Consider the following 24877-nt stretch of genomic DNA (forward strand, 5'->3'; position numbering starts at 1 on the left):
GGGAGTCTATACCCTGCTTGAACGCTTACTTTACTGGCGAAGTCACTGTTTTCGGGCAGATCGACCAGCCATTTATCGTCTGTGCACAAGGCTTAAAGGCTCAGGGCTTTACTTATGAAGCCAGTGCTGTTGTACCTTTCCCCTTTTCTGATAGTGATAAATCAACCCATCTTTATGTGCTCAGGTTGAGTGAGCAAACGGGCAGAATGACGATTAAAGAAAGCCAGCCTTGCCCGGAGTCTTTTAATCAGCCGTATCCATTCACATCAGGGCAATATCTGCGCTCAAAAAAGCCTTTTTTAGTGGTTGATGGACGAGTAGAAAAAACGCTCAATACTCAAAATGCCGGGGCAATTCCTCCCGCCGATATGCCAATCAAGCCTGTGTTGTTTCAAAGCCCTTCAGGTGGTGGCTACGACACTGACGATGACAAGGATTTCAAACGACCGCCCTTTATGCCCGTACCTGACAAAATGATGGTCGACCTGATTCTCCTGCCCACTCTGAGCCTGCCTGCTAACTGGCGTGATTATCTGCCCTTTGTCGGGGTGTACCACTGGCTTACCAATACACAGCCCGAAGGAGTAACGATGGTTGTGCGGTTCGGCGATTCGCCGCCGCTTACCTTCCAAATCAGCCTGGCTGAATCCCGGGAACTGGCGGATAAGCTGCTTAATACACGGGCGCTTTTACACTGGCTCGCCCCCAAACTCAGTGGCAGGGAGCATCTGATACAACAGCTTCTGGAGCTGACAGCAGACTCAGACGAACTACCCGGCCCATTATCTGAAGAAATCCTTAAATCCCTCCGAAAGCAACTGGCTATCGTGTTGGAACTACCCGATACAGAGTTCAGTCTTGAGTTTGAATACTCGGAACTGGAACGCACTTTTAGAAGACAGACCAAGACTCAGACACTCCCCGGAACCATACAGCTGGGAAACTCCGAAAGCACAAGTTCACAAAATCCCGCAGTGGCTAAAGGCAACAAACAGAGTTATTCAGGCAGCCAGAAACGGCGCAAAAAAAAACAAAACCAGCCAAAGCAGAATTATCCAGAACCTGATAACAAACGTACCGATTACACTCATAATGCATTTTCCGGGAATGTTGAGTATTACACCATCAAGCTGCATCAAACTGAATATCACGTCAGCAAACGACAGGTGTTAGCGATTCTGGACAGGCCTTTGTCAGAAGCCGGTTTAAGGTTATCTTGTCTGGATTGCCAACAAAGCGGGCTTGCGCTTCAGGAAGTAATGCCTCACGCAGAAGGGCACTGGCTAACATGCGATCGGTGTCAACAATTCAGACCCGCTGCAGGTACCCTTGATGCGCGCCAAATAATGCTACAAAGCCATACCCAAAGTCAGTGCACTCACTACAGAGGGCAGGTACTGGCAATACCTTTAATGGACAATACTCTGACTCTGTTCCGTTTCATGATTCGTTTTGGAACGGAAGAAACCCTGCTCGACCTGTTACAACAGTTCGATTTACCGATAGATGCTGAGGATTTAAATCAGACAGATCGTAACCGCAGAACCGTGCTTCACGATCTGGCTCAATATACTTCACCGGCAGTCATTCGGTCGTTTCTGCAGCGTTTCAAACATTGGGTAACAGCTGAACTAATACAGCGTCCAAACAATTGCGGCTGGTCTTCAGCACACTACCTGTTTCAATATCAGTCAGAACAGGCCATCATTGAAACCATTCAATCTATTGGCAAGATGGTTACCTGGAAATTACAGTCCCGGCAGAACCACCGAGGTTCAACCCCGCTTCATATTCTTTATGACCGGAATTTCTTCCGGGCAGTGGTGGAAGTGTTTCAAGGATTACAAAATCAGAGACTCGACCGATTAATGGCAATACAGGATTTCAGCGGCGTGAACCTGCTGCATATTCTTTTTGCCAGTGGCAGTACCCCGCTGATTTATCATTTTATTGACCAGCACTATTACTTGATGACCAGTGATATGCTGGGGTGTGAAAAAGCCGGTACTGACGAAACGCCACTGCACATACTGTTTAAGCAGGGTTCTTCATCTACGATTCAACGGCTTATTGACGGCTGCTATGGTTCCATTCGCCTTAATAAGCTGTTAGGCAAAAAACGAGCCACTGATGGCTATACCCCGCTGCATCTTCTCTTTGCCAGAGGTGATATCTCACTGACCAAAGCATTACTGGACAACCTTGGACGTTGTATTCACAGAAGGGAAGCATTAAAAACCAACCGTGCCGGTGTCTCTGTACTTCAGATGTTGTTACAGAAGGCTTCTCCTATAGCTGCATTGTCCTGGCTGTGTCTGGTTAACTCTAAGCATGAGCAGTTTCTAAAACCACTTCTGGAGACCAACCCTGAACTCAGCTGGGACGAGCTGCTTGATCAGGCCGGGCAGCTCCGGGTCATGACTCCACAACTTAACTGGTTGAAGAAAGAGCGAGAAAAACTTGAACCATCATTTGTTGGAGTTTCGGCACCGCTTTCAGAGCCTTTGGCTTCAACAAGGCTTGAGCCCGGACCATCAGCTCCGCCGCTGCTTGTACCGGAAGAAGATGAACCTGGGTTATTTGAATCAAGTCAAGATACAAAAAGTCTGGAAGCACCCAAACCCGTTAGATCGAAAGCAACGACTTCGGAAGCCTCCATTGCAAAGGCTGAAAAATCTTCAGACGTTATAAGCATCACAGAAAAATCCATAGTCACTGTCGCCAGTGGTGAAAACCAGTTACACGAAATAGCAAGAAACAGCTCACCTGAAGATATTGCAGCAATCTTCGAACGCAATGCGGAAACCATTACGCCAGCCATGCTATCAAAAGCCAATAATGCTGGCTGTTCGCCTTTTCATATATTGGTTGATCGAGGTATCAGCGCCGGTACTATTTTGTCTTGGCTTTTGCATGGTTTATCAGATGCTGTGGCCGTTGAGCTGCTTGATAAAAATCTTTTTGACGAACTTAGCTGGCGGCATTTATACGATTATGCTCGTGTATCTCCTTATCTTGAAAAAGACCTGAAACTCAAACAGGTTCTGGAGCTGCTTAAGCCGATATTCAATCAAGAACCCACGTCATCTGAAATGGCTTCATCGCCATCAACTGAGGAGTTTTCAGACGCAGTGGCTCATATGGAATGTCCAATTTGCATGGAGGCAATGGCCGAAAATGTTGCGGCCACTCCCTGTTGCGGTCAACTCTTCCATAAAGATTGCATTACCCGTTGGGTAGAAGGCAAAAAACAGTGTTCTCTCTGTCGTGAGAGTATTTCAGCCAATCAATTAACAACCATCCGACTGCCTGATATTGTTGTGACGAAAGTGTTTGATGCTCGGCCTAAAGTGAAGCCAGAAGAAAAAAGCTCGTCGCCTGATGGAGCAAAAGGTTTTGCCTTTGGTGTTGAACCTGACTTTAAAGCCGGTATGCAATTGGAAACGACAGATAAGATGGGCGATACACCATTACCCCACTTGGCTACTGGTCAAGGCCAAACAGACACCGTCGAAGCCAAGGTATTGTCGGACATTGACCGAATCATCCGCTTTTGGGATTTTAACGTTGCTGCCCGGAATGGCAACACATGGTTGATCAGGGAATCGCTGAAGGTTGATCCCTCCCTGGCCAAAGAGAAGGCTAACGATGGCTCGACGGCTCTCCACTCAGCTGCTCGTAATGGCCAACTAGAAACCATCCAGACATTGCTGAACTTTGACCCCTCCCTGGCCAAAGAGAAGGATAACTATGGCTGTACGGCTCTCCACTTAGCTGCTTATAACGGCCACACAGAGGCCATCCAGACATTGCTGAACTTTGACCCCTCACTGGCCAAAGAGAAGGATAACTATGGCTGTACGGCTCTCCACTTCGCTTCTGAATGTGGCCACTTAAAGGCCACCCAGACATTGCTGAAGTTTGACCGTTCTCTGGCCAAAGAGAAGGATTATTATGGCAATACGGCTCTTCACAAAGCTGTTTCTAATTTTTGGGGCCATACAGTGGTTATCCAGACATTGCTGAAGTTTGACCGCTCGCTGGCCAAAGAGAAGGATAACTACGGCGAAACCGCTCTCCACAAAGCTGCTCGTGAGGGATGCACAGCGGACATTCGGACATTGCTGAACTTTGACCGCTCCCTGGCCAAAGAAAAGGATAACGATGGCAAAACGGCTCTCGACTTTGCTATCAAGTGTGGCCACAGAAAGTGCAAGAAACTTCTTGAAGACTATGGAGCCCAACCATCGGGCAGCCTTCAACAGTGAGCAATAAAATTGCGCGGAGAACCGATTCTTGATTATTTCAAACCTCGCCCTCATACTGCGCCAAACCCGTCGCAGTACCTTTGACCTCCCCATCCTTAATAAACGCCTTTTCACCAACGTTTCTCGACTTTAGTCTTCAGGTAGCACGCCGAAAAATAACTGCATCAATTTTGGAAGAGACTAGCAGCCTGTCGGACTTAAGCGTCCGTAGCGAGGATTGCAAGAAATTGAGGATAAAAATCTCTGTTTCTGAGGAGAATAGCGAGCTATTTGACGAAGAAACAGAGATTTTTAGACCAATTTATTGCAACCGCAGTAGGACAGTCTTAAGTCCGACAGGCTGCTAGTGCAGCTAAGCCTTGATATCCATACAGCCCTCGTTCCCAAGCTCTGAGGTCGCCATTCCCGCGAAAGCGGGTATCCAGCGCCAACTGTGGGCCTCTGCCTTCTCGCGGATGAAAAGGCCAGGGGCACCGGGCAGTATGGTTCTGGTGGTGATTCAGTGTGGATTCCCGCCTTCGCGGGAATGACGTGAGTCTAGCCGGGAATGACGGGAGGGTAACCAGGGTTTTTCGACAACCTCGGAGCATGGGAACGAGTTGTTGGAGTTTTGCGACAGCCTCACAAGGCTTATTCCAATTCTCAGTCTCAAAAAAACAGACTACCCTGTATAAACTCAGCAACCTAACCTCTTTGGCAATGTACATCTTTTACACCTTTCTACAGCTGTCGACTGTATCATTTGTAGCAACAGTACTTACCATTTTGACAAATCCTGAAGTGGCCGCTGGTGAATATTTGGAATGGCAGTTGCCTGTAAACCAACAAAGTGATGCCTCTATATCCGTTCGAGCCAGGTCGGTAAGTGTTGCTACAAAAACTCAGGGCACACGAACACAGTCTTTTACTGGCGAAGTCACTATTTCCGGGCAGATTAACCAGCCATTTATTGTCTGTGCACAAGGCTTAAACGCTCAGGGCTTTACTTATGAAGCCAGTGCTGTTGTACCTTTCCTTTTTTCTGATAGTGATAAATCAACCCATCTTTATGTGCTTAGGTTGAGTGAGCGAACGGGCAGAATGACGATTAAAGAAAGCCAGCCTTGCCCGGAGTCTTTTAATCACCCGTATCCATTCACATCAGGGCAATATCTGCGTTCAAAAAAGCCTTTTTTAGTGGTAGATGGACGAGTAGAAAAAACGCGCGATACTCAAAATGCCGGGGCAATTCCTCCCGCCGATATGCCAATCAAGCCTGTATTGTTTCAAAGCCCTTCAGGTGGTGGCTACGACACTGACGATGACAACGATTTCAAACGACCGCCCTTTATGCCCGTACCCGACAAAATGATGGTCGACCTGATTCTCCTGCCCACTCTGAGCCTGCCTGCTAACTGGCGTGATTATCTGCCCTTTGTCGGGGTGTACCACTGGCTTACCAATACACAGCCCGAAGGGGTAACGATGGTTGTGCGGTTCGGTGATTCGCCGCCGCTTACCTTCCAAATCAGCCTGGCTGAATCCCGGGAACTGGCGGATAAGCTGCTTGATACACGGGCGCTTTTACACTGGCTCGCACCCAGACTCAGTGGCAGGGAGCAACTGATACAACGGCTTCTGGCGCTGACAGCAGACTCAGATGAACTGCCCAACCCATTATCTGAAGAAATCCTTAAATCCCTCCGAAAGCAACTGGCTATCGTGTTGGAACTTCCAGATACTGAGTTCAGTCTTGAGTTTGAATACTCGGAACTGGAACGCACTTTTAGAAGACAGACCAAGACTCAGACACCCCCCGAAACCATACAGTTGGGAAACTCCGAAAGCACAAGTTCACAAAATCCCGCAGTGAATAAAGGCAACAAACAGCGTTATTCAGGCCGCCAGACACGCAACAATGAAAAACAACAAAACCAGCCAGAGCAGAATTACCCAGAACCTGATAACAAAGGTACCGATTTCACTCATAATGCATTTTTCGGGGATGATGAGTATTACACCGTCATACTGCATCAAACCGAATATCACGTCAGCAAACGACAGGTGTTAGCGAATCTGGACAGGCCTGCGTCAGAAGCCGGTTTAAGGCTATCTTGTATGGATTGCGAACAAAGCGGGTTTTTGCTTCAGGAGTTACTGCCTCACGCAGAAAGGCACTGGATAACATGCGATCAGTGTCAACAATTCAGACCCATTGCAGGTACCCTTGACGCACGCCAAGTAATGCTAAAAAGCCATACCCAAAGTCAGTGCACTCGGTACAGAGGGCAGGTACCGGGAACACCTTCAATGGACAATACTCTGACTCTGTTCCGTTTCATGATTCGTTTCGGAACGGAAGAAACCCTGCTCGACCTGTTACAACAATTCGATTTACCGATAGTCGCTGAGGATTTAAATCAGACCGATCGTAACCACAGAACCGTGCTTCACGATCTGGCCCAATATACTTCACCGGCAGTCATCCGGTCGTTTCTGCAGCGTTTCAAGCATTGGCTAACCGCTGAACTGATACAGCTTCCAGACAATGACGGCTGGACATCAGCACACTACCTGTTTCAATATCAGTCAGAACAGGACATCATGGAAACCATTCGATCCAATGGCAAGATGATTACCTGGGAATTGCAGGCCCGGCAGAATCGCAGAGGTTCAACTCCGCTTCATATTCTTTATCACCGGAATTTCTTCCGGGCAGTGGAGGGAGTGTTTCAAAGATTACAAAATCAGACAGGCAGACCTGTTCGCCAGGATCTGGCAATGCAGAATTTCAGTGGCGCAAACCTGCTGCATATTCTTTTTGCCAGTTGCAGTAACACGCTGATTTATAATTTTATTGACCAGAATTATTCCCTGATGACCGGTGCTATGCTGGAGGCTGAAGCCCATAATGGCGAAACGCCACTGCACATACTGTTTGGTCAGGCTTATCCATCTACCATTCAACGGCTTATTGAAGGCTGTCGCATTTACCTTGACTCTAAGGTGTTAGGCAAAAAACGAGCCATTGATGGCTATACCCCGCTGCATCTTCTCTTTGCCAGAGGTAATATCTCACTGACCAAAGCATTTCTGGGCAGGGTTTACTTTGATTATCTCATAGGATTAACAACCAACCATGCCGGTGTCTCTGTATCTCAGATGTTTTTACAGCATACTTCTCCTGCAGCTGCATCGTCCTGGTTGCGGGCTAACCTTGAGCATAAGCATGAGCAGCTTCTAAAAACACTTTTGGAGACTAACCCTGAACTCAGCTGGGACCAGCTGTTTCAACAGGCCGGGCTGCTTCAAGTCAGGTCACATCGACTTGACTGGTTGAAGGTAGAGCGAGAAAAAAGCATCACAGAAAAATCCATAGTCACTGTCGCCAGTGGTGAAAACCAGTTACACGAAATAGCAAGAAACAGCTCACCTGAAGAGATTGCAGCATTCTTTGAACGCAATGCTGAAACCATTACGCCAGCCATGCTATCGAAAGCCAATATTACTGGTTGTACGCCTTTTCATATATTGGTTGATCGAGGTATCAGCGCCGGTACTATTTTTTCCTGGCTTTTGCATGGTTTATCAGATGCTGTGGCCAATGAGCTGCTTGATAAAGATCTCTTTGACGCACTTGGCTGGCAGCCTTTATACGATTATGCCCGTGTATCTTCTTATCTTGAAAAAGACCTGAAGCTCAAACAGGTTCTGGAGCTGCTTGAGCCGATATTCAATCAAAAACCTACATCATCGGAAATTGCTTCATCGCCATCAACTCAGGAGTCTACAGACGCAGTGGCTCACATGGAGTGTCCAATTTGTATGGAGGCAATGGTCGAAAATGTTGCGGCCACTCCCTGTTGCGGTCAACTCTTCCATAAAGATTGCATTACCAGTTGGGTAAAAAGCAAAAATGAGTGTTCTCTCTGCCGCAAGAGTATTTCAGCCAATCAATTAACAACCATCCGACTGCCTGAGATTTTTGTGACGAAAGTGTTTGATGTTCAGCCGAAAGTGAAGCCAGAAGAAAAAAGCTCGTCGCCTGATGGAGCAAAATTACCCCACTTTGCTTCCGGTCAAGGTCACACAGGGACCATCAAGGCCAAGGTATTGCCGGACAGTGACCGAATCAAGCGCCTTCGGGATTTGCACTCTGCTGTCCGCACTGGCATCACACCATTGATCAAGAAAATGCTGGCGTTTGAACCCTCCCTGGCCAAAGAGAAGATTGATGGCGAAACGGCTCTCCACTTGGCTGCTTCGGAAGGCCAAACAGAGGTCATCCAGACATTGCTGAACTTTGACCCCGCCCTGGTCAAAGAGAAGAATATCTTTGGCGAAACGGCTCTCCACAAAGCTGCTTATGAAGGCCCCACAGAGACCATCCAAAAATTGCTGAAAATTGCCCCCTCACTGGCCAAAGAGAAGGACAACGATGGCAAAACGGCTCTCCACAATGCTGCTTTTCTTGGCCACACAGTGGCCATCCAGACATTTCTGGACTTTGACCGCTCACTGGCCAAAGAGAAGGACAACGATGGCAAAACGCCTCTCCACACAGCCGCTGATTGGGACCATCCAGAGGTCATCCAGAAATTGCTGGACTCTGACCGCTCACTGGCCAAAGAGAAGGATAAATATGGCAGGACAGCTCTCGACTATGCTATGCAGCTTATCTGCACAGACTGCAAGAAACTTCTTGAAGACTATGGAGCCCAACCATCGGGCAGCCTTCAACAGTGAGCAATAAAAGTGAAAATCACTGAATTACGGAGGAATCATTTATTGTCTGTTGTCACTGAGTGACACTATCTCAGTAGCACTATCTCAGTAGCACTATCCTGCATGCACCAAAAATCATTTTGTTAGTTGTACTTACCAACCTGTTTTGAACTTTCATTCTAAAACTGTCTCTGACTGACTAAAAATTTCTAAACGTCCTTGTTGATCAAAGATAAATAACAACTTTGCAGGAGCCCGTCATGCATGGAATAGATAATAAACCCGTTATTGAACCGCCAATAACGCAAACTCAAGTCCTATCGCTAACACCAACGGGTAACAGTGCAGGCTGGTCCATTACTGTATCTGACGAGGAAAAAAAATCTTCATTTCAGGATTTAACCTCAGATACGCTGTCCCTGATTTTTCGCCATTTGAAACTTCGGGATATTCGCAGTTTACAAAAGGTTTGTACCCGCCTTCGCGACGTGATCAAAGAAGATAGCGCTCTGGCAAAAGCCTGGTATCGCCAGTTTTCTTCGGCACACCAGAATCAGCTGAAGATGACGCTCTCCTTAAAAGACAAGAATCAATTCCGAGCCTGGTTTGAGTTGTTTTCCATTGATAAGGCGTTACTCCGGTCACTTACAGAGCGCGAGCCGACGAGTGTTTATTCACCGGCTCTATTATTTTTCACCAGGGCTAAGCTGATGTCTCAATGTAAAACCTTTGAATTAGTCAGAAAAGCCACCATTGACAAAATTTATAAAGCCAACTCAGACACCAGCTCTGACGAGCTCCTGATTATGGAAGCTGACAATAGAGTCTACTCAGCCGACCTCAGTGCTGATGGCCGCTATCTGGTCACCGCCAATGGCGACAATACAGTAAAAATCTACGGCCACAAGACGGATGGAACATGGGAAATTAAAACCACCATTCCTCTTGATAGACAGGTCGTATCAGCAATTTTCAGTCCCGATGGTCACCATCTGTTGATCGTCTGTTCGTATGGCTATGGCATGGTGAAGGTATTTGACCTGGGATCTAATGAAACATGGCAACCAAAGGCCACCATTCGCCATGATAATCTAATCTCTTCTGCCACTTTCAGCACCGATAGTCGACATGTAGTAACCGCCAGTTTGGATCACACAGCAAAAATCTACAGTCAGAAGGATGATGGATCATGGAATTCAACTGCCATCCTTGCCCATTACGATGCTATCCATTCAGCCATTTTCAGCACCGATGGCCGCCATTTGCTAATTGCCTGCAGGGATAAAACCGCGAAAATCTACAGCCAGAACGGCAGATTATGGGAAGAAAAAGAAGTTTTTCCCCATGAGGAGGCTATCCTGTCAGCCGCCTTCAGCGCCGATGATCGCTATGTGGTTACCGTCGGTATGAATGATTGCAAGGCAAGAATCTATGAGAAGAAATCCGATGGATCATGGGAAGAAAATACCTTCATTCAACACACTAAATATGTCAAATCCGCCACCTTCAGCCCCGATGGCCGTCATTTAGTGACGGCCAGAAGAGATCAAACCGTGAAAATTTACGGCCGAAAAGCCGATGGCTTATGGAAAGAAAAAGCCTCTTTTTTCCATGATGATTGGGTCTTTTCAGCCACCTTCAGCCCTGACGGCCGTCATGTGGTGACTGCAAGCAAGGACGGAACGGCGAAAATCATTGGTCAGCAGGATGATGGCTCATGGTTAGAAAAAGCCAACATTTTCCATGATGACTCTATTTCATCGGCCAGCTTCAGCGCCGATGGCAGCCAGGTGATCACATCCAGTATGGATGGCATAGTGAAAATCACTGAATTACGGAGAAATCATTCATTGTCTGCTGTCACTGAGTGACATCTTTCTGCATGCACCGAAAGGCATTTTGTTAGTTCCACTGATCAGCCTGTTATGAACGTTCATTCTGAAATTTTCTCTAACTGACTGAATATTTTTTAACTGCCCTTGTTGATCAACGATAAAAAGCAACTTTGCAAGAGCCAGTCATGAATGGCATAAATAAAAATCGCGTTACTGAATCACCACTAACACAAGCTCTATCGCTAACAACAACGGATAACAGTGCGGGCAGGTCCGTTACTGTATCTGACAAGGAAATAAAATATTCATTTCAGGATTTAACCTCAGATACACTGTCCCTGATTTTTCGCCATTTGAAACTTCGGGATATTCGCAGTTTACAAAAGGTATGTACCCGCCTTCGCGACCTGATCAAAGAAGACAAGGCTCTGGCAAAAGCCTGGTTTCGCCAGTTTTCTTCATCACACCAGAATCAACTGAGAATGCCCCTCACCATTAAAGATAAGAATCAACTCCGAGCCTGGTTTGAGTCCTTTTCCGATGATCAGGCGTTACTCCAGTCACTCACAGAGCGCGAGCCGACGAGTGTTTATTCACCCGCTCTATTATTTTTCACCAGGGCTGAGCTGATGTCTCAATGTAAAACCTATGAATTAGTCACCAGAGCCACCATTGACAAAACTTATAAAGCGAACTCATCCCCCCCCATTGCCGGTCCCTTGAATAGGCCAGAGCTCAATAGGGTTAACTCAGCCGCTCTCAGTGCTGATAGCCGCTATCTGGTCACAGCTAATGGAGACCATACGGCAAAAATCTACGGCCTCAAGGCTAATGGAATATGGGAAATAAAAACCACTATTCCCCATGACAAACCGGTTGTATCAGCCATTTTCAGCCCCGATAGTCACCATCTATTAACCGTAAGTTTTAATGCGGCGAAGATATATGATCTGGCATGGGATGAATCATGGGAACCAAACACTACCTTTCGCCATGGTGCTCTCATCAATTCAGCCACCTTCAGCACTGATAGTCGTCATGCGGTGATCACCGGTTGTGATAACACAGGGAAAATCCTTAGCCGGAAGGATGATGGATCGTGGCGATTAACGGCCACCCTCAGGAAAGCCTACAACTCAGCCAACTTCAGCGATGATGGCTGCCATGTGGTCACCACCTCTTTTAATAAAACGGTGGAAATTCATAGCCAGAAGGCGGATGGATCATGGGAAGAAACAGATTCCATTCCCCATAGTGGTAAAGTCATTTCAGCCAATTTCAGCCCCAATGGTTGCTATTTGGTCACCGCCAGTATGGATTGCAGGACGAAACTCTTTGAGAAGAAGTCCGATGGATCATGGAAAGAAAATACCCTCACTCGATACAACAACGTTAACAAATCGGCCACCTTCAGCCCCGATAGCCGCCATTTAGTGACCGGCAGCAACTTTGGCACAGTGAATATCTACGGTCGAAACGCCAATGGTGTATGGAAAGTAAAAGCCATTTTTTTCCATGATGATGAAGTATTGTCAGCCAGCTTCAGCCCTGATGGCCGCCACCTGGTGTCAATTTACAAGCGTTGTAAAACGGCAAAAATCATTGGTCAGCAGGATAATGGCTCATGGTTAGAAAAAGCCAACATTGTCCATGATGACTTTATCACATCGGCCAGCTTCAGCGCCGATGGCAGTCAGGTGATCACATCCAGTAAAGATGGCATAGTGAAAATCACTGAATTACGGAGAAATCATTAATTGTCTGCTGTCACTGAGTGACACCCTTTTGAATGTACCGAAAGTCATTTTGTTAATTTCACTGACCAGCCTGTTATGAACTTTCACTCTGAAACTGTCTCTGACTGACTAAATAATTTTTAAACGTCCTTGCTGATCGTAGATAAATAACAACTTTTCAGGAACCAGGCATGCATGGAATAAATAATAAGCCCGGTATTGAACCACCACTGACGCAGGCTCTATCGCTAACACCAACGGGTATCCATGCAGGCAGATCCATCGCTGTAGCTGACAAGAAAGAAAAGCAAAAACATTCATTGCAGGATTTGGCCTCAGATACACTGTCCCTGATCTTTTGCCATTTGAAACTTCGGGATATTCGCAGTTTACAGAAGGTCTGTACCCGTCTTCGCGACGTTATCAGAGAAGATAAGACACTGGCAAAAGCCTGGTATCGCCAGTTTTCTCCTCAACATCAGTCTCAACTAAGGATGACCATCACTGTAAAAAATAAGAATCAACTGCGTGCCTGGTTTGAATCGTTTTCCAATGATCAGGCGTTCATCGAGTCGCTTACGAATCGCCGACCAACGAGTGTTTATTTACCTGCTCTGTTATTTTTCACCAAGGCTGAGCTGATGTCGAACTGTAAAACCTTTGAATTAGTCACTAAAGCTACCATTGATAAAACTTATAAAACCAACTCAGCCACCGGCATTATTAATCGCATCCGCCTGGGACAGCTCAGTAAAGTCAATTCAGCCGCCCTCAGCAGCGATGGCCGTTATCTGGTCACCGCCAATGGAGACAATACGGCAAAAATCTACAGTCAAAACCCTGATGGAACATGGGAAATTAAAACCACCATTCCTCATGAAGGCCATGTCAAATCAGCGATTTTCAGCCCCGATAGTCATCATTTAGTCACCGTCAGTAGTAATAGCATGGCAAAGATATGTGACCTGGAATGCAATGAATCATGGGAACCAAACACCACCATTTCCCATGAAAATCACATCAGATCAGCTGCCTTCAGCACCGATAGCCAACATGTGTTGACCGCCAGTATGGATGGAACGGCGAAAATCCATAGCCAAAAGCGCGATGGTTCCTGGCAGTTAACAGCCATCCTTCCTCATGAGAAATCGCTCTATTCGGCCAGTTTCAGCACCGATGGCTGCCATGTGGTTACCGCCAGTTACGATAACACTGCGAAAATCCATAGTCAGCAGACCGATGGATCATGGACAGAAAAAAAGGTTTTTCCCCATGAGGCGACTGTCCTGTCAGCCGCCTTCAGCGCCGATGGTCGCTATCTGGTCACTGCCAGTATGGATTACAAAGCGAAAATCTATGAGAAGAAGTCCGATGGATCATGGATAAAAAATACCACTATACAACACAAAGATACTGTCAACTCGGGCACTTTCAGCCCCGATAGCCGCCATCTGGCGACTACCAGCAGAGATCGCACAGTGAAAATTTACGGCCGAAAAGTCGATGGCTTATGGGAAGAAAAAGCCTCCTTTCCCCATAAGCTTTGGCTCTTGTCAGCCAACTTCAGTCCTGATAGCCGCCATCTAGTGACTACTGTCTTGTTTTGTAAAACGGCGAAAATCATTGGTCAACAGGATGATGGCTCATGGTTAGAAAAAGCCAACATTGCCCATAATGACTGGATCTCATCGGCCACCTTTAGCGCCGATGCCAGTCAGGTGATCACATCCAGTGAAGATGGCATAGTGAAAATTACTGAACTAAGGAGGAATTATTTATCGCCTGCTGTCACTGAGTGACACCATTCTGCATGCACAAAAAGTCATTTTGTCAGTTTTACTTACCAACCTGTTATGAACTTTCATCCCGGAACTGTCTCTGACTAACTAAATAATTTTCAAAATCCCCTCATAATCGAGAATAAACACCAGCTTTGCAGGATCCAGACATGGATGGAATCAATAATTCCGGTTTTGAGCAACCACTGACGCAAGTTCAAGCTCTATCGCTAAGACCAACGGGTCACCACGCGGCCAGGTCCATCACTGAAGCTGACAAGCAAGAAAAGCAAAATCTTTCATTGCAAGATTTAGACTCAGATACACTTTCCATGATCTTTTGCCATTTGAAACTTCGGGATATTCGCAGTTTACAAAAGGTATGTACCCGCCTTCGGGAAGTTATCAAAGAAGATAACACACTGGCAAAAGCCTGGTATCGCCAGTTTTCATCACCACACCAGAATCAACTGGGGATGACCATCACCAGCAAAGATAAAAATCAACTCCGAGCCTGGTTTGAGTCGTTTTCCAATGATCAGGCGTTAATCAAGTTACTCACAGATCGCCAGCTGACGAGTGTTTATTCACCTGCTCTATTATTTTTCACCAAGGCTAAGCTGATGTCTCAATGTGAAACCTTTGAATTAGTCACTAAGGCCTCCATTGACATAAAGTGTGATGTGTACTCAGCAGAACTCAGTGCTGATGGCCGATACCTGGTCACCGCCAATGAAGACCATACGGCAAAAATCTACGGCCAAAAGGCTGATGAAACATGGGACAAAGAAACCAGCATTCCCTATGACTTCTGGGTCCAATCAGCGACCTTCAGCAACGACAGTCAACATGTAGTGACAGCCAGTCTGGATGGCAGGGCCAAGATATATGATCTGGTGCGCAATGAATCATGGGAACCAAACACCACCATTGCCCATGATCTTGACATCACGTCAGCTGCCTTCAGCACCGATTGCCAACATGTAGTGACCGCCAGTGGCGACCGAACAGCGAAAATCCATAGCCAACAACGCGATGGGTCATGGAAATTAACCGCTACCCTTCGCCATAAAGGAGCTGTCTGGTCAGCCAGTTTCAGCACCGATGGCCGCTATGTGGTAACCGCCAGTGATGATAATACTGCGAAAATCCATAGACAGGTAGTCGATGGATTATGGGAAGAAATAGATGTCATCCGCCATAATGACATTGTCCGGTCAGCCACCTTCAGTCCCAATGGCCACTATTTGGTGACTGCCAGTAATGATCGCACTGCGAAAATCTATGAGCAGAAGTCCGATGTTTCATGGGAAAAAAATACCATCATTCGACGCGAGGAACCTATTAGCTCAGCCACCTTCAGCCCCGATGGCCATCACTTGGTGATTGCCTGCCAGGATGGCACAGTGAAAATTTGCAGCAGAAAAGCCAATGGTTTATGGGAAGAAAAAGCCACCTTTTCCCATAAGCGTTGTACCTTATCAGCCACCTTCAGCCCAGATGGCCGTCATCTGGTGACTGCGAGCAGGGACAAGACGGCGAAAATCATTGGTCAGCAGGATGATGGCACATGGTCAGAAAAGGCCAGGATTGTTCATGATGGCCCTATCTTATCGGCCACCTTTAACGCCGATGGCAGTCAGGTGATCACATCCAGTGAGGACGGCACAGTGAGAATCACTGAACTGCGAAGGAATCATCTATTGTCTGCTGTCACTGAGTGACGCTATCTCATCAACACCATTGCGCATGCACCGAAAGTCATTTTGTTAGTTTCACTGACCAGCCTGTTTTGAACTTTCATTCTGGAAATGTCTCTGCTCACTAAATAATTTTTAAACCGCCCTGACGATCGAGAATAATCAACAGCTTTGCAGGATCCAGACATGAATGGAATCAATAATTCCGGTTTTGAACCACCACCGACGCCAGCTCCAACCAAAGTCCCGGCACTAACGGGTAACTACGCGGGCAGGTCCACCTCTATAGCTGACACGAAAGAAAAGCAAAAACTTTCATTACAGGATTTACCCTCAGAGACACTGTCCTTAATTTTTTGCCATTTGAAACTTCGGGATATTCGCAGTTTACAAAAGGTATCTACCCGCCTTCGCGACACTATCAAAGAAGATAACGCTCTGGCAAAAGCCTGGTTTTGCCAGTTTTCTTCAGAACACCAGTTTCAACTAAGGATGACCATCGCTGGAAAAGATAAGAATCAACTCCGAGCCTGGTTTGAGTCGTTTTCGAATGATCAGGCGTTACTCGAGTCACTCTCAGATCGGCAGCCGACGAGCGTTTATCTAGCAGCTCTGTTATTTTTCAGCAGGGCTGAGCTGATGTCCAAATGTGAAAGATTTGAATTAGTCACTAATGCCACCATTGACAAAATATATAAACCCAACCCAGACCTTCAATTAGTCGATCGTATCCACCTGGAACACCTCAATAGAGTCAATTCAGCCGCCCTCAGTAGTGATGGCCGCTACCTGGTCACGGCCAATGGCGACAATACGGCAAAAATCTACGGCCACAAGCCTGATGGATCATGGGAAATAAAAACAACCATTCCTCATGAAGGATGGGTCAAATCAGCGAATTTCAGCCCCGATAGTCACCATGCAGTGAGCTTCAGTGGTGATGGCACAGCGAAGATTTATGCTCTGGGATGCAATGAATCATGGGAACCAAAAGCCACCATTACTCATTATGATCTCATCAGATCAGCCACCTTCAGCAACGATGGTCGACATATCGTGACCGCCAGTTTGGATAACACAGTTAAAATCAGTAGCCAAAAAGATGATGGATCATGGGTGTTATCAGTCATCTTTTCCCATCATTGTGATATCTATTCAGCCACTTTCAGCACCGATGGCTGCTACGCGTTAATCGCCTGTCAGGATAGGACAGTGAAAATCCATCGCCAGAAGGACAATCCATCATGGGAAGTAAAAGATGTCATTCAACATGGTGGCAGTGTCATCTCAGCCACCTTCAGCGCCGATGGTGACTGTGTAGCCACTGCCAGTATTGTCGATTGCAAGGCGATCATTTACAGCAAGAAGACTGATGGATCATGGGCAGAAAATGCCGTCATTCAACACAGGGGACCTGTCAAGTCGGCCAACTTCAGCCCCGATGGCCGACATCTGGTGACTGCCAGCTATGATCACACAGTAAAAATTTACGACAGAAAAGCCAATGGCTTATGGGAAGAAAAAGCCACCTTTTCCCATAGGAGTCTGGTCATATCAGCCACCTTCAGCCCTGATGGCCGCCATCTGGTGACTGCCAGCTATGACAAAACGGCGAAAATCATTGGTCAGCAGGATGATGGGTCATGGTCAGAAAAAGCCGCCATTGTCCATGATGACTGGCTCTCATCGGCCAACTTTAGCGCCGACGGCAGCCAGGTAATCACATCCAGTGAGGACGGCACGGTGAGAATCACTGAACTGCGAAGGAATCATTTATTGTCTGCTGTCACTGAGTGACGCTATCTCAGTAACACCATCCTGCATCCACCAAAAGTCATTTTGTTAGTTTCACTGACCAGCCCGTCTTGAACTTTCATTCTGGAACTGTCTCTAACTAAATAACTTTTTAACCGCCCTGGCGATCGAGAATAAACACCCGCTTTACAGGATCAAGATATGCATGAAATAAATAATAATTCCGTTATTGAACCACCATCAGTGCAAGCTCTATCGCTAACACCAACGGGTAACCACGAGGGCAGGTCCATCACTGAAGCTGACGAGCAAGAAAAGCAAAAACTTTCATTGCAAGATTTAGACTCAGATACACTTTCCATGATTTTTTGCCATTTGAAACTTCGGGATATTCGCAGTTTACAAAAGGTATGTACTCGTCTTCGCGACACAATCAAGGAAAATAACGCTCTGGAAAAAGCCTGGTATCGCCAGTTTTCTTCAGCACAACAGAATCAACTGAGGATGACCATCAGCGCAAAAGATAAGAATCAACGCCGTGAGTGGCTTGAGTCGTTTTCAAATAATAAGGCGTTAGTCGAGTCACTCCTGGATCTCCAGCCGACGAATATTTATTTACCTGCACTATTATTTTTCGCCCGGACTGAGCTGATGTCTAAATGTAAAACCTTTGAATTAGTCACTAAAGCCACCATTGACAAAACTCATGAAATCAACCCAGCCATCAGCCTACAAAACCCCAACGCTAACGCAAGTCTCAACAAGGTCAAATCAGCGGCCCTCAGTGCCGATGGCTGCTATCTGGCAACCACCAATGGCGACCATAGAGCAAAAATCTACCGCCAAAATCCTGATAAAACATGGGAACTAGAAACCTCTTTTCCTCATGAAAGCAATTTCCAACCAGCCATTTTCAGCCCCAATAGTCACCATTTAGTAACCGTCAATCGTCATTGTGCAGCGAAGATATATAATCTGGGATGTGATCAATCATGGGAACCAAAAACCACCATTGTTCATAATGGGTACATCAGGTCAGCCACCTTCAGCACCGATAGCCAACATCTGGTTACCTCCAGTCTGGATGGTAAAGTGAAAATCCTTAGTAAGAAAGGTGAGGGATCATGGAAGTTATCAGCCAGCTTTTTTTATAAGAATGCTATCTATTCAGCCAATTTCAGCACTGATGGTTGTTATGTGGTAGCCGCCGGTAAGGATAAGACGTTGAAAATCATTGGCCAGAAGGACGCTGAATCATGGGAAGAAAAAGATGCCATTCCTCATGACGGTAGTATCATTTCAGCCACCTTTAGTGCCAATGGCGGCTCTGTGGTCATCGTCAGTCCGGATCGCAAAGCGGTAATCTATGAGAAAAAGGCCGACGGATCATGGGCAAAAAGCGGCATCATTCAACACGGTGATTTTATCAACTCGACCAGCTTCAGCCCCGATGGCCGCCATTTAGTCACTGCCAGCAATGATTGTAAAGTGAAAATTTACGGCAAAACAGCCAATGGCTTTTGGAAAGAAAAAGGCACCTTTTTCCATAAGGGTCGGGTCTTCTCAGCCACCTTCAGCCCTGATGGTCGTCATCTGGTGACTGCCAGCATGGACAATACGGCGAAAATCATTGGTCAGCAGGATGATGGCTCATGGTTAGAAAAAGCCACCATTGTCCATGAAGGCTGGCTCACATCGGCCACCTTTAGCGCCGACGGTAGCCAGGTGATCACATCCAGCGAGGATGGCATAGTAAAAATCACTGAACTACGGAGGAATCATTCATGGTCTGCTGTCACTGAGTGACACCATCCGGCACGCGACGAAAGTCATTTTGTTAGCTGTACTTACCAACCTGGTATGAACTTTCATTCCGGAACTGTCTCTGACTAACTAAATAATTTTCAAATCTTCCAGGTGATCGATAATAAACACCCGCTTTGCAGGATCCAGACATGCATGGAATCAATAATTCCGGTTTTGAACCACCACTGACGCGAGCCCGAGCCAGAGCGCTGGCACAGGCGGGTAACCATGCGGGCAGGTCCATCACTCTGGCTGACACGAAAGAAAAGCAAAAACTTTCATTGCAGGATTTAGCCTCAGATACACTTTCCATGATTTTTTGCCATTTGAAACTTCGGGATATTCGCAGTTTACAAAAGGTATCTACCCGCCTTCGCGACGTTATTGAGCAAGATAACGCTCTGGCAAAAGCCTGGTATCGCCAGTTTACTTCAGCACACCAGCAGCAACTCAGGATGGCCCTCAGTACAAAAAACAAGGATCAACTCCGTGCCTGGTTTGAGTCATTTACGAATAATAGAGCGTTAGTCGAATCTCTCACAGACCGTCGGTCGATGAGACTTTATTCACCTGGTCTGTTATTTTTCACCAAGGCTAAGCTGATGTCCGAATGTGATACCTTTGAATTAGTCACTAAAGCCACCCTTGACAAAACTTATAAAACCCACTCATCCAACAGCATTATCGATCCCATCCGAATTAGACGAAACAATAGAGTCCACTCGGCCACACTCAGTGTCGATGGCCGCTTTCTGGTGACCGCCAATGGCGACAATACGGTAAAAATCTACAGCCATAAGCCTGATGGAACATGGGAAAAAAAAACCACCATTCCCCATGTCAGAGAGATCAAATCAGCGATTTTCAGCTCCGATGGTCACCATCTGGTGACTGCCAGTTCGGGTGGCACGGTGACGATATACAATCTGAGGTGCGACGAAACATGGGAGCCAAACACCATCATTTCCCATAATGGTGAGATCAAATCAGCCAACTTCAGCGCCAATAGTCGACATGTCGTGACCACCAGTTGGAATGGCACAGCGAAAATCCATAGCCGGAAGGACGATGGATCATGGGAGTTAACGGCCACCCTGCCCCATAAAACTGCTGGCGCTTCAGCCATTTTCAGCATCGATGGCTGCCATGTGTTAACCACCTCTGATAATACGGTGAAAATCCATAGCCAGAAGGACGATGGATCATGGGATGAAAAAGATGCCATTCCTCATGTTGGTGATGTCCTGTCAGCCATCTTTAGCGCCGAGGGTCGCTATTTGGTTGCCACTGGTCTGGAATGGAAGGCGAAAATCTATGGCCAGAAGGCCGATGGATCATGGAAAAAAAATACCATCATTCAACACTGGGGAATTGTCAGATCAGCCAGGTTCAGCAACGATGGCCGCCACCTGTTGATTACCGACAACGATAACAAAGTGAAAATTTACGGCAGAAAAGCCAATGGCTTGTGGAAAAAAAAAGCCACCTTTTCCTATGAGTCTTATGGGGATTGGACCTTATCAGCCACCTTTAGCCCTGAGGGCCGCCATATGCTGACTACTGCCTGCTATGACAACACTGTGAAAATTATTGGTCAGCAAGATGATGGGACATGGTTAGAAAAAGCCACCATCACCCATGATGACTGGATCTCATCGGCCACCTTTAACGCTGATGGCAGTCAGGTGGTCACCTCCAGTCGGGACGGCATAGTAAAAATCACTGAACTGCGAAGGAATCATTCATGGCCTGCTGTCACTGAGTGACAGCATCCTGCAGGCACTGAGCGTCATTTTGTTAGTTTCACTAACCAGCCTGTTATGAACTTTCATTCCGGAAATGTCTCTGACTAACTAAACAATTTTTAACCCTCCCTGATGATCGAGAATAAACACCCGCTTTGCAGGATACAGACATGCATGGAATCAATAGTTCCGGTTATGAACCACCACTGACGCGAGCCCGAGCCAGAGCGCTGGCACTAACGGGTAACAATGCGGGCAGGTCCGTCTCTGTTGCTGACACGAAAGAAAAGCAAAAACTTTCATTACAAGATTTAGCCTCAGATACACTTTCCATGATTTTTTGCCATTTGAGACTTCGGGATATTCGCAGTTTACTGAGGGTATCTACCCGCCTTCGCGACCTTATCAAGCAAGATAACGCTCTGGCAAAAGCCTGGTATCGCCAGTTTACTCCAGCACATCAGCAGCAACTCAGGATGGCCCTCAGTACAAAAAACAAGGATCAACTCCGTGCCTGGTTTGAGTCATTTACGAATAATAGAGCGTTAGTCGAGTCACTCACAGACCGTCGGTCGATGAGTCTTTATTCACCTGGTCTGTTATTTTTCACCAGGGCTGAGCTGATGTCTCAATGTGAAACCTTTGAATTAGTCAACAAAGCCATCATTGACGAAACTTATAAAGCCAACTCAGCCACCTCATTAAATGATCGCATCCGTATGATGTTTGAAAATGAAGTCAACTCAGCGGACCTCAGTGCTGATGGCTGCTATCTGGTTACCGCCAATGCAGACAGGACGGCAAAAATCTATGGCCACAAGCCTGATGGATCATGGGAAATAAAAACAACCATTCCTCATGAAGGATGGGTCAAATCAGCGATTTTCAGCCCCGATAGTCACCACGTAGTCACCGCCAGTGAAGATCACACTGCGAAAATCTATGATCGGGGGTGCAATGAATCATGGGAACCAAACACCACCATTTCCCATGGTAATTTCGTCATATCAGCCGCTTTCAGTTCCGATAGTCGACATGTGGTGACCGCCAGTTTTGATGGCACAACGAAAATCCATAGCCAGAAAGAGGATGAATCATGGGAATTAACGGCCACCCTTACCCTTCCCTATAACGATTTTGTCCATTCAGTCACTTTCAGCACCGATGTCTGCCATGTGGTGACCGTCTGTGAGCATAAGAAGGCGAAAATCCATAGCCAGAAGGGCGATGGATCATGGGAAAAAAAAGGTGTTATTCCTCATGATAGAGCTATCATGTCAGCCACCTTCAACGCCGATGGTAGCTATGTGGTCACCGCCAGTCTGGATGGCAAGGCGAAAATCTATCGCAAGAGCGCCGATGGATCCTGGGAAGAAAATACCATCATTGAACACAGGCTAAGAGTCAACTCTGCCACCTTCAGCCTCGATGGCCGCCACGTGGTCACTGCCAGCAATGATGGCACATTAAAAATCTACGGCCTGAAAGCCAATGGCATATGGGCAGAAAAAACTACCTTTCTCCATACTGGTTTGGTCACATCAGCCACCTTCAGTCCTGATGGTTTCCATATAGTGACTACTGCCAGCTACAGGAAAACGGTGAAAATCATTGGTCAGCAGCATGATGGGACATGGTCAGAAAAAGCCATCATCGCCCATGATGACTGGATCTCATCGGCCACCTTTAGCGCTGATGGCAGTCAGGTGGTCACCTCCAGTCGGGACGGCATCGTAAAAATCACTGAACTGCGAAGGAAGCATTCATGGTCTGCTGTCACTGAGTGACACTATCTTGCAGGTACTGAAAGTCATTTTGTTAGTTTTACTAACCAACCTGTTATGAACTTTCATTCCGGAAATATCTCTGACTAACTATACAATTTTTAACCCTCCCCGGTGATCGAGAATAAACACCAGCTTTGCAGGATCCAGACATGCATGGAATCAATAATTCCGGTTTTGAACCACCACTGACGCGAGCCCGAGCCAGAGCGCTGGCACTAACGGGTAACAATGCGGGCAGGTCCGTCTCTGTTGCTGACACGAAAGAAAAGCAAAAACTTTCATTGCAGGATTTAGCCTCAGATACACTTTCCATGATTTTTTGCCATTTGAAACTTCGGGATATTCGCAGTTTACAAAAGGTATCTACCCGCCTTCGCGACGTTATCAAGCAAGATAACACTCTGGCAAAAGCCTGGTATCGCCAGTTTACTTCAGCACACCAGCAGCAACTCAGGATGGCCCTCAGTACAAAAAACAAGGATCAACTCCGTGCCTGGTTTGAGTCATTTACGAATAATAGAGCGTTAGTCGAGTCACTCACAGATCGCCAGCCGATGAGTGTTTATTCACCTGCTTTGTTATTTTTCACCAGGGCTGAGCTGATGTCTCAATGTGAAACCTTTGAATTAGTCACCAAAGCCACCATTGACAAAACTTATAAAGCCAACTCAGCCAACTCATTAAATGATCGCATCCGTATGATGCATGAAAATGAAGTCAACTCAGCGGCCCTCAGTGCTGATGGCCGCTATCTGGTCACCACCAATGCAGACCTGACGGCAAAAATCTATGGCCACAAGCCTGATGGATCATGGGAAATAAAAACAACCATTCCTCATCAAGGATGGGTCAGATCAGCGATTTTCAGCCTCGATAGTCACTACCTGGTCACCGCCAGTCATAACAGAGCGAAGGTATATGATCTGGAGTGTGATGAACCATGGGAACCAAAAACCACCATTATTCATGATGGATTCATCAGATCAGCCAACTTCAGCACCGATGGTCGACATCTGGTGACTGCCAGTTGGGATCAAACAGCGAAAATCCATAGCCAGAAAGATAATGGATCATGGGAATTAACGGCCACCCTTCCCCATAACGATCTTGTCGAGTCAGCCACTTTCAGCACCGATGGCTGCCATGTGGTGACCGTCTGTTGGGATAAGACGGCGAAAATCCATAGCCAGAGGGGCGATGGATCATGGCAAGAAAAAGGTGTCATTCCCCATGATAGAGGTGTCATTTCAGCCACCTTCAACGCCGATGGTAGCTATGTGGTCACTGCCAGTCTGGATGGCAAGGCGAAAATCTATGGCAAGAGCGCCGATGGATCCTGGGAAGAAAATACCATCATTGAACACAGGATAAGAGTCAACTCTGCCACCTTCAGCCTCGATGGCCGCCACCTAGTCACTGCCAGCAATGATGGCACATTAAAAATCTGCGGCCTGAAAGCCAATGGCTCATGGGCAGAAAAAACCACCTTTCCCCACACTGGTTGGGACACATCAGCCACCTTCAGTCCTGATGGTCTTCATATAGTGACTACTGCCAGCCACAAGAAAACGGTGAAAATCATTGGTCAGCAGCATGATGGCTCATGGTCAGAAAAAGCCACCATCGCCCATGATGCCTGGATCTCATCGGCCACCTTTAACGCTGATGGCAGTCAGGTAGTCACCTCCAGTCGGGACGGTATAGTGAAAATCACTGAACTGCGAAGGAAGCATTCATGGCCTGCTGTCACTGAGTGACAGCAT

General features: G+C 46.8%; 11 protein-coding genes. All 11 read left to right on the plus strand.

The annotated features are described in order from the left end of the window. The first annotated feature begins 17 nt into the window (after positions 1–17). The 11 genes from ACOMG9_RS12370 (at position 18) to ACOMG9_RS12420 (ending at position 24871) form a co-directional block, all read left to right on the plus strand. Positions 18–4268, plus strand: coding sequence for an ankyrin repeat domain-containing protein (locus ACOMG9_RS12370; protein ID WP_494530317.1), 4251 nt, complete (start codon positions 18–20; stop codon positions 4266–4268). Between the two features lie 765 nt (positions 4269–5033). Then, positions 5034–8993: an ankyrin repeat domain-containing protein gene (locus tag ACOMG9_RS12375; protein WP_448217125.1), complete on the plus strand. Its 3960-nt coding sequence runs from the start codon at positions 5034–5036 to the stop codon at positions 8991–8993. A gap of 239 nt (positions 8994–9232) precedes the next feature. Continuing rightward, the gene (locus ACOMG9_RS12380; RefSeq protein WP_448217126.1) at positions 9233–10843 is read left to right on the plus strand and encodes an F-box/WD repeat-containing protein; all 1611 of its coding nucleotides are present in this window, start codon (positions 9233–9235) and stop codon (positions 10841–10843) included. A gap of 149 nt (positions 10844–10992) precedes the next feature. Beyond that, positions 10993–12564, plus strand: coding sequence for an F-box/WD repeat-containing protein (locus ACOMG9_RS12385; protein ID WP_448217127.1), 1572 nt, complete (start codon positions 10993–10995; stop codon positions 12562–12564). A gap of 170 nt (positions 12565–12734) precedes the next feature. Continuing rightward, the gene (locus ACOMG9_RS12390; protein WP_448217128.1) at positions 12735–14342 is read left to right on the plus strand and encodes an F-box/WD repeat-containing protein; all 1608 of its coding nucleotides are present in this window, start codon (positions 12735–12737) and stop codon (positions 14340–14342) included. 149 nt (positions 14343–14491) lie between these two features. Further along, positions 14492–16045, plus strand: a complete 1554-nt coding sequence (locus ACOMG9_RS12395) for an F-box/WD repeat-containing protein (RefSeq protein WP_448217129.1) — start codon at positions 14492–14494, stop codon at positions 16043–16045. 162 nt (positions 16046–16207) lie between these two features. Further along, a complete protein-coding gene (locus ACOMG9_RS12400; RefSeq protein ID WP_448217130.1) occupies positions 16208–17818 on the plus strand; it encodes an F-box/WD repeat-containing protein in 1611 nt (536 codons plus the stop codon). Between the two features lie 159 nt (positions 17819–17977). Next, positions 17978–19582: an F-box/WD repeat-containing protein gene (locus ACOMG9_RS12405; RefSeq protein ID WP_422138024.1), complete on the plus strand. Its 1605-nt coding sequence runs from the start codon at positions 17978–17980 to the stop codon at positions 19580–19582. A 149-nt stretch (positions 19583–19731) separates the two neighbouring features. Next, a complete protein-coding gene (locus ACOMG9_RS12410; RefSeq protein ID WP_494530318.1) occupies positions 19732–21348 on the plus strand; it encodes an F-box/WD repeat-containing protein in 1617 nt (538 codons plus the stop codon). 149 nt (positions 21349–21497) lie between these two features. After that, on the plus strand, positions 21498–23114 hold the full coding sequence (locus ACOMG9_RS12415) for an F-box/WD repeat-containing protein (RefSeq protein WP_448217132.1): 1617 nt from the start codon (positions 21498–21500) through the stop codon (positions 23112–23114). A 149-nt stretch (positions 23115–23263) separates the two neighbouring features. Next, positions 23264–24871 carry an F-box/WD repeat-containing protein gene (locus ACOMG9_RS12420; RefSeq protein ID WP_448217133.1) on the plus strand — a complete coding sequence of 536 codons (1608 nt, stop codon included), beginning with the start codon at positions 23264–23266 and terminating at the stop codon, positions 24869–24871. Positions 24872–24877: the final 6 nt, after the last annotated feature.

This window comes from Endozoicomonas sp. PH6C (assembly GCF_059322965.1).